The sequence below is a fragment of the Kitasatospora sp. NPDC056800 genome, assembly GCF_042789775.1.
GTDB lineage: Bacteria > Actinomycetota > Actinomycetes > Streptomycetales > Streptomycetaceae > Kitasatospora.
This window is the reverse complement of record NZ_JBHUAL010000282.1, coordinates 1-9,934: the sequence shown is the minus strand read 5'-3', so window position 1 is coordinate 9,934 and position 9,934 is coordinate 1. Positions and strand designations below refer to the sequence as shown.

Annotated in this window: 12 protein-coding genes; 11 read left to right on the top strand and 1 reads right to left on the bottom strand. The window is 72.6% G+C overall.

Annotated elements, in window-relative coordinates; translation table 11 throughout:
• A partial coding sequence (locus ACFRQN_RS37855; protein ID WP_380745116.1) for a hypothetical protein occupies positions 1-1,152 on the bottom strand: 1,152 nt, incomplete at its 3' end.
• Positions 1,153-1,733: 581 nt separating this feature from the next.
• Here ACFRQN_RS37855 and ACFRQN_RS37850 point away from each other — a divergent pair.
• The 11 genes from ACFRQN_RS37850 (at position 1,734) to trpA (ending at position 9,883) form a co-directional block, all read left to right on the top strand.
• On the top strand, positions 1,734-2,303 hold the full coding sequence (locus tag ACFRQN_RS37850) for a hypothetical protein (protein WP_375873972.1): 570 nt from the start codon (positions 1,734-1,736) through the stop codon (positions 2,301-2,303).
• A 66-nt stretch (positions 2,304-2,369) separates the two neighbouring features.
• Positions 2,370-2,741, top strand: coding sequence for a phosphoribosyl-AMP cyclohydrolase (hisI, locus tag ACFRQN_RS37845; protein ID WP_074000946.1), 372 nt, complete (start codon positions 2,370-2,372; stop codon positions 2,739-2,741).
• Between the two features lie 40 nt (positions 2,742-2,781).
• A complete protein-coding gene (locus tag ACFRQN_RS37840) occupies positions 2,782-4,305 on the top strand; it encodes an anthranilate synthase component I (protein WP_049650355.1) in 1,524 nt (507 codons plus the stop codon).
• 20 nt (positions 4,306-4,325) lie between these two features.
• A complete protein-coding gene (locus tag ACFRQN_RS37835; protein ID WP_053111997.1) occupies positions 4,326-4,778 on the top strand; it encodes a Uma2 family endonuclease in 453 nt (150 codons plus the stop codon).
• Between the two features lie 95 nt (positions 4,779-4,873).
• Positions 4,874-5,461, top strand: a complete 588-nt coding sequence (locus tag ACFRQN_RS37830) for a TIGR02234 family membrane protein (RefSeq protein WP_074000947.1) — start codon at positions 4,874-4,876, stop codon at positions 5,459-5,461.
• Between the two features lie 156 nt (positions 5,462-5,617).
• Positions 5,618-5,881, top strand: a complete 264-nt coding sequence (locus ACFRQN_RS37825; RefSeq protein WP_049651218.1) for an HGxxPAAW family protein — start codon at positions 5,618-5,620, stop codon at positions 5,879-5,881.
• A gap of 110 nt (positions 5,882-5,991) precedes the next feature.
• Positions 5,992-6,441, top strand: coding sequence for a DUF2752 domain-containing protein (locus ACFRQN_RS37820; RefSeq protein ID WP_049651217.1), 450 nt, complete (start codon positions 5,992-5,994; stop codon positions 6,439-6,441).
• A gap of 341 nt (positions 6,442-6,782) precedes the next feature.
• Positions 6,783-7,589 carry an indole-3-glycerol phosphate synthase TrpC gene (gene trpC / locus ACFRQN_RS37815; protein ID WP_380745113.1) on the top strand — a complete coding sequence of 269 codons (807 nt, stop codon included), beginning with the start codon at positions 6,783-6,785 and terminating at the stop codon, positions 7,587-7,589.
• A gap of 10 nt (positions 7,590-7,599) precedes the next feature.
• Entirely contained in the window at positions 7,600-7,749 is a 150-nt protein-coding gene (gene trpM / locus ACFRQN_RS37810; RefSeq protein ID WP_188296911.1) for a tryptophan biosynthesis modulator TrpM, read from the top strand.
• Positions 7,750-7,802: 53 nt separating this feature from the next.
• Positions 7,803-9,071, top strand: a complete 1,269-nt coding sequence (gene trpB / locus ACFRQN_RS37805) for a tryptophan synthase subunit beta (RefSeq protein WP_074000949.1) — start codon at positions 7,803-7,805, stop codon at positions 9,069-9,071.
• A gap of 2 nt (positions 9,072-9,073) precedes the next feature.
• Positions 9,074-9,883 (top strand): tryptophan synthase subunit alpha, encoded by an 810-nt coding sequence (gene trpA, locus ACFRQN_RS37800; protein WP_375873970.1) that lies wholly within the window; start codon positions 9,074-9,076, stop codon positions 9,881-9,883.
• The last annotated feature ends 51 nt before the right edge of the window (positions 9,884-9,934 follow it).

The window sequence follows — 9,934 nt, the reverse complement described above, 5'->3', positions numbered from 1 at the left end:
ACCGATCCCGATGCCGTCCACCACGAAGCCAACCGGAGACCGGGTCGAGGGTTTCAGCGCCCCGGCCAGTCGTACCAACGGTGCGATGTCCTCGGTTCGGAGCCGCCGAATCCGGTACCAGAGCACATGTCTCGTCGCATAGGCGGCCGTCCACATCACGGTGGACTTACCGACGCCGGAGGGGCCGGTAACGAGAACGCTCTGACCGCGATTGATCGCATCCACGATCTGCCCGGCCAACACCGGCCTGGGAGCTGGCAGCCCGGCAGCGATGTGGCCGGGCTGGACGTCGATGCCTTCGTAGAAACCGGCCGCGTGAAGCGGTCGATCGAAGTCCACCGGTTCACAGATGCCTGCGGTCAGTGCCTCTTCCAGCGAAGCATGGTCAATGGTTGCAGCGACCTCGGTCACGATCCGATCAATGCCCGTTCGACTCAGCCCGGCTGCACCCGAAAGGTCTGTCTCGGCGTTGGCGTCGGCACAGCCGGCCACGGCGCTGCGCAGGGCCAACACGGCAGCCTCTGCTGCTACAGGCAGCAAACCGAGCCGCTGCACCACGGCACTACGAGTGCCCTCTGCGGCGAGGCCCCATGGCAGAACATAGAGGCTGACAGCCTCGCACCACGTTTCGAGCTCCCCACTGTTCAGACCTGCCTTCGTCGCCTTCGTTCTGAGCGCCTTCAGCAATCGGTGGTCTTGTGGGAGTTCACTCAAAAGCCGGCCCCAGTGGGTGAACGACTCGCCTTCCACTGGTCGTTCGAGCACAAGGAGGGCCCGGCCAGACACCCCTGCGTGGTCACGCTTCGTGTGCGCCCGGGCCATGGCGAGGAGATGCTCGGCTACCTCAGGAACGGTGAAATCACCGATCCGCTCCTGCCGGGACTTGACCTGGACGTGCAAAGGGGCCGGGCCATCACATGAGAGGTCTTCCAGCCCTTCTGGAACGATGTGATCAGCGTCGAGGGCTCCGGACAGAATACGGCCACACAGCCACGCTCCAACGGCATCCTGATAGTGGAACCCGCGGCCGGCGCGCGCGCCCGAGCGCGTCGTCGCCCACAGGGCCTCGGCGCTTTCGCTACTCGCTTCGATCTGCTGCGCGGCCGTGGTGGGACAGCTCTGCCCTTGTTGCCTTTTGCTCTTGCCGACCATGCGGGAAGCATGACAGGCCGGTCGGACAACCGTGGTCGTTTCCTTGATAGTGCGCGAAGCCGAATCCGAGGGCACCGATGTCCTCCTGGCGATCTACGGCGCCCCGAGGTCACCGGTATCCCAGCTTCGAACCCCGCTCACCGCTCAACGAGGCCTCCCATGCGGACCTGCTTCGGGCCGGGATGGCCGAGGGCGGGCGAATCCGTGACCACGTCTTCGTCCGCGGCGCCTGGTGAGATTCGAATACCTACTCGATCGTGGAGCGCGAGTGAGTCCCTCTCGTTCATGATGGGTGCGGGCCTCTCGGCATACCGAGAGGCCCGCACCTGATTTTTCGTCATGCGGTTCGTCCTGTGTTCCACTGATTATTTCCTCAAGGGATAAATGATGTAATATTCTTTGCCCTGCGAGTGGCCATCTTCTTCTGGTGGTGTCGAGGTGTGGTGGCTATTTCTCCATTTGTATTTAAGTTTCTTTTGTTTCTGGGATGATGTCCTGCGGCGTTGCCTCCGGCCGCCCGTACGGGGCGAGTTTGGCGAAGCGGCTGCCAGGTGGGGGTCGGGTGGGCCATCCTCGTGGCCATGACCTCCGAGCAGCCGCCGTCCGCAGTCGGCTCCCGCCCGTCCCGCGGCCTGGTCCTCACCGTTGCCGCCGTGCTGGTCGTCCTGCTCGCGGTGGTGGCCACCGCGGTGCTGTGGCCGGACGACAAGAAGCCGGCCGCCGCGCCGCCGCCGCCCACGCCGACTCCCACGGCCACCCAGACGCCGACACCCACCCCTACGCCCACGCCGCAGCCGCCGTACGCGTTCTTCCCGGTCGGCGCCTGCTTCGACCACCCGCAGCTGAGCCCGGTGATCACCAAGCCCGAGGAGCGTCCCTGCGCCGGGGACCACGACGGCGAGGTGATCGCCGACCTCAAGCTCGCGGACGGGATCACCGGCGACATCCCGCTGGCGCTCGCCATGCGCGACGGCTGCAAGGAGGTCGAAGCCGCCGCCAAGGCCCGCCAGGGCGATGGAAAGACCTACTACGGCCGCCAGTTCGGCCCGGCGATGGCCAACTACCAGCAGGGCTGGCGCGACTACACCTGCACCCTGGCCGCCAGCAACAAGCAGGGCGGCCCCAAGCTCACCGGGCAGCTGCACCCGTAGCGGCTCCGGCGGGGGAGCGAGGCGGGTGCGGCGGGTGCGGCGGGGCGGGCTGACACAATGGGGCGCATGTCCACCACACCCGCCGCTCCCGGCAGCACCGCCCTCGCCCCCGAGATCGCCGCGCGGCTCAAGCGCTCCGAGGACGGGCTGGTCCCGGCCATCGCCCAGCAGTACGACACCGGCGAGGTGCTGATGCTCGGGTGGATGGACGACGAGGCGCTGCACCGCACCCTCACCACGGGCCGCTGCACCTACTGGAGCCGCAGCCGCCGTGAGTACTGGGTGAAGGGCGACACCTCGGGCCACGTCCAGGCGGTCAAGTCGGTGGCCCTGGACTGCGACGGCGACACCCTGCTGGTCAGGGTCGACCAGAGCGGCGCGGCCTGCCACACCGGCGACCGCACCTGCTTCGACGCCGACGTGCTCCCGCTCTCCTGACCCCAGTCCACTCGAAGAACTCAAGAAGGTGCCGCCCGTCATGGATCTCGAAGCCTTCCGCAAGCTCGCCGTCGACACCCGGGTCATCCCGGTCACCCGCAGGCTCCTCGCGGACGGTCTCACCCCGATCGGCCTCTACCGCACCCTCGCCGAGGAGCGGCCCGGCACCTTCCTGCTGGAGTCCGCCGAGCAGGGCCGCAGCTGGTCGCGCTACTCCTTCGTCGGGGTGCGCAGCGCCGCCGCGCTGACCGTCGGCCCGGACGGCGGGGCCCGCTGGCTCGGGACCCCGCCGGTCGGCATCCCCACCGCGGGCGACCCGCTGGAGGTGCTGCGCGCCACCCTCCAGGCGCTGCACACCCCGCGGCTGGAGGACGACGGCCTGCCCCCGCTCACCGGCGGCCTGGTCGGCTACCTCGGCTACGACATCGTCCGCCGGCTGGAGAAGCTGCCCGACCTCAACCCGGACGACCTGGGCCTGCCCGAGCTGACCATGCTGCTCGCCACCGACCTCGCGGTGCTCGACCACGTCGACGGCACGGTGCTGCTGATCGCCAACGCCGTCAACCACAACGACCTGGCCAGCGGCGCGGACGAGGCCTGGGCGGACGCGGTGGCCCGGCTGGACGCGATGGAGGCCGAGCTGTCCAAGCCGGTCGACCCGGGCCTGGCCACCTTCACCCCGGCCGGCCCCGGCGAGGTGCACTCGCCGTTCGGCGGCGAGCCGTACCGGGCCGCGGTGGAGACGATCAAGGAGCGGATCCGGGCCGGCGAGGCCTTCCAGGTGGTGCCCTCGCAGCGCTTCGAGGCGCCCTGCCCCGCCTCCGCGCTGGACGTCTACCGGGTGCTGCGCACCACCAACCCCAGCCCGTACATGTACCTGTTCCGCTTCCCCGGGCCGGACGGCGGGGCCGAGGGCGGCTTCGACGTGGTCGGCTCCAGCCCGGAGGCGCTGGTCAAGGTCACCGACGGCGAGGCGATGCTGCACCCGATCGCCGGCACCCGGCACCGCGGCGACACCCCGCAGGAGGACGCGGAGCTGGCCGCCGAGCTGCTCGCCGACCCCAAGGAGCGGGCCGAGCACCTGATGCTGGTGGACCTCGGCCGCAACGACCTCGGCCGGGTCTGCGAGCCGGGCAGCGTCGAGGTGGTCGACTTCATGCACATCGAGCGCTACAGCCACGTGATGCACATCGTGTCGACGGTGACCGGCACGGTCGCCCCGGGGCGGACCGCCTTCGACGTGCTGACCGCCTGCTTCCCGGCCGGCACCCTCTCCGGCGCGCCCAAGCCGCGGGCGATGCGGATCATCGAGGAGCTGGAGCCCACCCGCCGCGGCCTGTACGGCGGCTGCGTCGGCTACCTGGACTTCGCCGGGGACTCGGACACCGCGATCGCGATCCGCACCGCGGTGCTGCGCGACGGCACCGCGTACGTGCAGGCCGGCGCGGGCGTGGTCGCCGACTCCGACCCGCACGGCGAGGACACCGAGTGCCGCAACAAGGCGGCCGCCGTGCTGCGGGCGGTCGCCACCGCCAATACGCTGCGGACGCCGGAACTGTCCTGACGTGTGAGGAGGCGGCCGGGATGCCCGAGGCGCCGTACGACGAGCTGCGCTGGGAGGCCGTTTTCGGGACGGCCTCCCAGATCCGGGAAGGGCTCGCGGGGGCGGGGCGGGTGCTGTCCGGGGTCCTGATCGACTTCCCGGCCGCGCACGGCCCGCTCGCCCCGGACCTGGTGGTGGTCGCCCCCGGCGCCGCCCGCACCGCCCGGGGCCGGTACGGGGCCGCGGACGCCGAGGCGGTGCTGGAGGTGGCGCACCCGGGCCGTGACCACGTCTTCGCGCGGGCCTGCGCGGAGAGCGGCGTGCCGCTGTACGTGGTGGTCGATCCGGCGGCGGCGGTCTGCACCGTGCACACCGCGCCGTCCCCCGAGGGGGTGTACCGGGAGGCGGAGCGGGTGCCGTTCGGCAACGACCTGTTCCTGCCGCTCGGCGGTCGCACGGTGGTGCTGCGGACGGACGGCTTCCCCACGCCGTAACCCACCCCGCCGGCCGCCCCGCCCGACGGCTCGCCCGACGGCCCGTTCCCCACCCCGGGTACGGACCCCGGCGTCGGTCGGGGGATAGTGGACGGGTGACCGCTGAGCAGACCCCCGCCCCCGCCGCCCCCAGCCGCCGCACCCTCGGCATCATGCTGCTGCTGACCGTGCTGAGCGCCGTGCTGGTGCTGACCGCGGTCGGGCGGACCTGGGCCGAGGGCCGGGCCGGCACCCTGGACGTGTCCGTCACCGGCGGCAGGATCTCCGAACTGCCCGGCGGGCTGGCCCTGGTGGGCCTCGCCGCGGCCGTCGCGGTGTTCGCGGTGCGCGGCGCCGGCCGGCTGGCGGTCGGCGCGCTGACCCTGCTGGCCGGGCTCGGCGCGGCCGCCGCCTCGGTGGCCGGGGCCGGCGACACCGCCGCGCTGGACGCCGAGGCCGCCCGCAAGCTGGCGCTGACCGGTTCGGCGGCCACCGAGGTCTCGCACACCGCCTGGCCTTGGGTCGCGCTGGTCGGCGGGGTCCTGCTGGCCCTGGCCGGACTGCTCACCCTGCGCTACGGCCGGGGCTGGCCGGCCATGGGCAGCCGCTACGAGGCGCCGACCCGCAAGGCCCCGGCGCGGACCGAGACGCCGGGCGACCTGTGGAAGGCCCTGGACCGGGGCGAGGACCCGACCGCGGTGTGAGCCGCGCGCACGTGACGCGGCCCGCGCGCATGTGACGCGATAGACCCGCCACCCGCTTTGGGCCGTCGGTGTGTGGCCCGGCACAATGGAACCCGTCAACCCGCCGGCGGCCCCGCAGGCCCGGCCGGGCCCCGAGAGCCAAGGAGCACCACTCAGATGGCAGCAGCAGCACACGGCCACACCACCGCCGCCTGGACCGGCGTCGTCATCTCCTTCGTCGGCTTCGGCGTCGCGGGCGTCGCCATGATCCTGCCGTCGGTTCTGCTCGTCTGGGTCGGCCTGGCGGTCATCCTGGCCGGCGGCGTGGTCGGCAAGGCCATGTCCCTCGCGGGCATGGGCAAGCAGCCCAGCGCCAACGTCTACAAGTCGGCCGAGGAGCAGCTCGCGGCCCGTGAGGCCCGCGCCGCCGTCGCCGCCTGACGACGGGCTCGTCGCACCACACGACCACACGTTTGTCGTACATCGGAACGGCGGGCGCGCCACGCCCGCCGTTTCGTCGTGTCCGGGCCCGACCCGGGCAGAATCGGGGCGTGAACGCCGCCCCCACCGCTTCCACCGCCTCCGCCCCGCCGCCCGTGCGGCGCCGGCTGAGCCCGCCGCTGACCGCGCTGGCGGCGGTGGCCGTCCCCGCCGCGTACGTCGCCGTGGTGGACCCGAACACCCCCGGGCACTACCCCGAGTGCCCGTTCCTGACCGCCACCGGCTGGTGGTGCCCCGGCTGCGGGGGGCTGCGCTGCGTCCACGCGCTGAGCCACGGGGACCTCACCGGCGCCCTGCACGACAACGCCGTCGTGGTCCTGCTGTTCGGCGTACTGGCGGTGCTGTGGCTGCGCTGGGGCTGGGCCGCGCTGACCGGCGGGCCGCCGCCCAGGATCACCGTCGGGGGCCGGCGGTGGGCGCTGATCGCCCTGCTGGTGCTGGTGTTCACAGTGGTGCGCAACTCGGGGGTCGGTGCCGGGCTGGCGCCGCCGCTGGTCTGACCGGGCCGCGCGACCGCCGCGTCCCGGCTGCCGTACCGCGACCCCTGACCGTGGTCCTCGACCGCGCGGCCGCCGCTTCCCGTACGCCCTGACGCCACGTCCCGGCCACCGGTCGAGGCCGGCTCGGAGAGCGTCCGAAAACCGGTGCGAAGACCGTCCGAAAACCGGTGCACGCCCGGTGAAGCCGCAGCTGGGGACCGCCGGAGCGGGAGTCCGGTCCGCGAGACGCGGTTCGAACCGGTGCGCCCCCCGCCCCCGGGTGCCGATACCATCGAAGAGTCGGTGGGCTGTCGCCCGCCGGCTCACGCCGGCCAACTGGCAGAAAAGATGGGGGCTCCTGAGTGAGTGTGCTCGACTCGATCATCGAAGGGGTCCGCGAGGACCTCGCCGAGCGGCAGGCCCTGGTCTCCCTGGACGAGCTCAAGGCGCTGGCCGCCAAGGCTCCGGAGGCCAAGGACGGCGTCGCCGCCCTCCGGGGCGACGGGGTCCGGGTGATCTGCGAGGTGAAGCGCTCCAGCCCGTCCAAGGGCGCCCTGGCCTCGATCGCCGATCCGGCCGCCCTGGCGGTGGACTACGCGGCCGGCGGTGCCGCCGCGATCAGCGTGCTGACCGAGCAGCGCCGCTTCGGCGGTTCGCTGGCCGACCTGGACGCCGTCCGCGCCGCGGTGGACACCCCGCTGCTGCGCAAGGACTTCATCGTCACCGCCTACCAGCTGTGGGAGGCCCGTGCGCACGGCGCCGACCTCGCGCTGCTGATCGTCGCGGCCCTCGACCAGCCGGCCCTGGTGTCGCTGATCGAGCGCGCCGAGTCGATCGGCCTCACCCCGCTGGTCGAGGTGCACGACGAGGAGGAGATCAAGCGCGCGGTGGACGCCGGCGCCCGGATCATCGGCGTCAACGCCCGCAACCTGAAGACGCTCGAGGTGGACCGCAACACCTTCGAGAACGTCGCCCACGCCATCCCGGACGGCATCGTCAAGATCGCCGAGTCCGGTGTGCGCGGCCCGCTGGACGTGATCAACTACGCCAACCTCGGCGCCGACGCGGTGCTGGTCGGCGAGTCCCTGGTGACCGGCAAGGACCCGCGCGCCGCGGTCGCCGACCTGGTCGCCGCCGGGGCCCACCCCGCCGTCCGGCACAAGGACTGACCCCCACCCCATGAAGATCGCCGCCCGACTCGCCCCCGGTTGCCGCCCGCGCGGCTGCCGCGCGCCCGCACGCCGGGTGCTGGGGCGTCGGGTGCGGTACGTCATCGGGTGCGAGCCCGGGCAGGTGCCGGGACGGCGATGGCGCGTGACGTCCGGCTGAAGCCCAGCCGGGAAGACGTCGTTGTCGTCCATCTCCGTTCTAGGGAAACCACCATGTCCGAAAAGGACTACCTGCCCGGCGCCCAGGTGCCGGACGCGCGCGGCTACTTCGGCGCGTACGGCGGCCGCTTCATCCCCGAGGCGCTGGTCGCCGCGGTCGAGCAGGTCGCCGAGGAGTACGAGAAGGCCAAGACCGACCCGGCCTTCACCGCCGAGCTCGACGCGCTGCTCAAGGACTACACCGGGCGCCCGAGCCCGCTGACCGACGTGCACCGCTTCTCCGCCGAGGCGGGCGGCGCGCGCATCCTGCTCAAGCGCGAGGACCTCAACCACACCGGCTCGCACAAGATCAACAACGTGCTGGGCCAGGCGCTGCTCACCAAGCGGATGGGCAAGACCCGGATCATCGCCGAGACCGGCGCCGGCCAGCACGGCGTGGCCACCGCGACCGCCTGCGCGCTGTTCGGCTTCGACTGCACCATCTACATGGGCGAGGTCGACACCCAGCGCCAGGCGCTCAACGTCGCCCGGATGCGGATGCTCGGCGCCGAGGTGGTGGCCGTCAAGTCCGGCAGCCGGACGCTCAAGGACGCCATCAACGAGGCGTTCCGGGACTGGGTCGCCAACGTCGACTCCACCCACTACCTGTTCGGCACCGTCGCCGGGCCGCACCCCTTCCCGATGATGGTCCGGGACTTCCACCGGGTCATCGGCGTCGAGGCGCGGCAGCAGGTGCTCGACCGGACCGGCCGGCTGCCCGACGCGGTCGTGGCCTGCGTCGGCGGCGGCTCCAACGCGATGGGGATCTTCCACGAGTTCATCCCGGACGCCGGGGTGCGCCTGATCGGTTGCGAGGCGGCCGGCGAGGGCGCCGAGACGCCCCGGCACGCGGCCACCCTCACCAAGGGGGACCCGGGCGTGCTGCACGGCTCCCGGACGTACGTCCTCCAGGACGAGGACGGGCAGACCATCGAGTCGCACTCGATCTCGGCCGGGCTGGACTACCCGGGCGTCGGGCCGGAGCACGCCTGGCTGAAGGACACCGGGCGGGCCGAGTACCGTCCGGTCACCGACGACGCCGCGATGCAGGCGCTGCGGCTGCTGTCCCGCACCGAGGGGATCATCCCGGCCATCGAGAGCGCCCACGCGCTCGCCGGGGCGCTGGAGCTGGGGCGCGAGCTCGGGCCGGAGGCGACCATCCTGGTCTCGCTGTCGGGACGCGGGGACAAGGACATGCACACCGCGGCCGAGTACTTCGGGCTGTACGACGAGCCGGGGGCCGGGTCCGCCGGGCCGGCCGACTCCGCCGAGGGGGGTAAGTGATCATGGCTTCCAAGCTGAGCGACATCCTGGCCGCGGCCAAGGCCGAGGACCGGGCCGCGCTGATCGGCTACCTGCCGGCCGGCTTCCCGACCGTGGACGGCGGCATCCGGGCGGTCAACGCGCTGATCGAGGGCGGCTGCGACGTGGTCGAGGTCGGGCTGCCGCACTCCGACCCGGTGCTGGACGGCGCCGTCATCCAGACCGCCGACGACATCGCGCTGCGGGGCGGCGTGCGGATCAAGGACGTGCTGCGCACCGTCCAGGAGGTCGCCTCCGCGCACCCCGCGGCGGCGGTGCTGGTGATGACGTACTGGAACCCGGTCGACCGCTACGGGGTGGCGCGGTTCGCCGCCGACCTGGCGGCCGCGGGCGGGGCCGGCTGCATCCTGCCGGACCTGCCGGTGGAGGAGTCCGAGGAGTGGCGCAAGGCGGCGGACGAGCACGGTCTGGACACCGTGTTCGTGGTCGCCCCCAGCAGCAAGGACGCGCGGCTGGCGGAGGTCACGGCGGCGGGCAGCGGGTTCGTGTACGCGGCCGCGGTGATGGGCGTGACCGGGACGCGGTCGGCCGTCGGCTCGATGGCCGAGGACCTGGTCGCCCGGACCCGGGCCACCACCGACCTGCCCGTCTGCGTCGGGCTCGGGGTCTCGGACGCGGTGCAGGCGGCGGAGGTCGCCCGGTTCGCGGACGGGGTCATCGTGGGGTCGGCGTTCGTGAAGCGGATCCTGGCCGCGGGCGAGGACGAGGAAGCGGCGCTGGACGCGGTGCGGGCCCTGGCCGGGGAACTGGCCTCGGGCGTGCGGCGGAGCTGACGCGCGGTAGGACCATCAGGCCGGCGGCCCTCCACTCCTCGGGAGTGGGGG

What these genes read in the sequence shown, in the direction of transcription:
- trpM (WP_188296911.1), top strand. Translation starts at nt 7,600, where the DNA reads ATGAAGATCGCCGCCCGACTCGCCCCCGGTTGCCGCCCGCGCGGCTGC.
- ACFRQN_RS37835 (WP_053111997.1), top strand. Translation starts at nt 4,326, where the DNA reads ATGCCCGAGGCGCCGTACGACGAGCTGCGCTGGGAGGCCGTTTTCGGG.
- ACFRQN_RS37825 (WP_049651218.1), top strand. Translation starts at nt 5,618, where the DNA reads ATGGCAGCAGCAGCACACGGCCACACCACCGCCGCCTGGACCGGCGTC.
- trpA (WP_375873970.1), top strand. Translation starts at nt 9,074, where the DNA reads ATGGCTTCCAAGCTGAGCGACATCCTGGCCGCGGCCAAGGCCGAGGAC.
- ACFRQN_RS37840 (WP_049650355.1), top strand. Translation starts at nt 2,782, where the DNA reads ATGGATCTCGAAGCCTTCCGCAAGCTCGCCGTCGACACCCGGGTCATC.
- trpB (WP_074000949.1), top strand. Translation starts at nt 7,803, where the DNA reads ATGTCCGAAAAGGACTACCTGCCCGGCGCCCAGGTGCCGGACGCGCGC.
- ACFRQN_RS37850 (WP_375873972.1), top strand. Translation starts at nt 1,734, where the DNA reads ATGACCTCCGAGCAGCCGCCGTCCGCAGTCGGCTCCCGCCCGTCCCGC.
- hisI (WP_074000946.1), top strand. Translation starts at nt 2,370, where the DNA reads ATGTCCACCACACCCGCCGCTCCCGGCAGCACCGCCCTCGCCCCCGAG.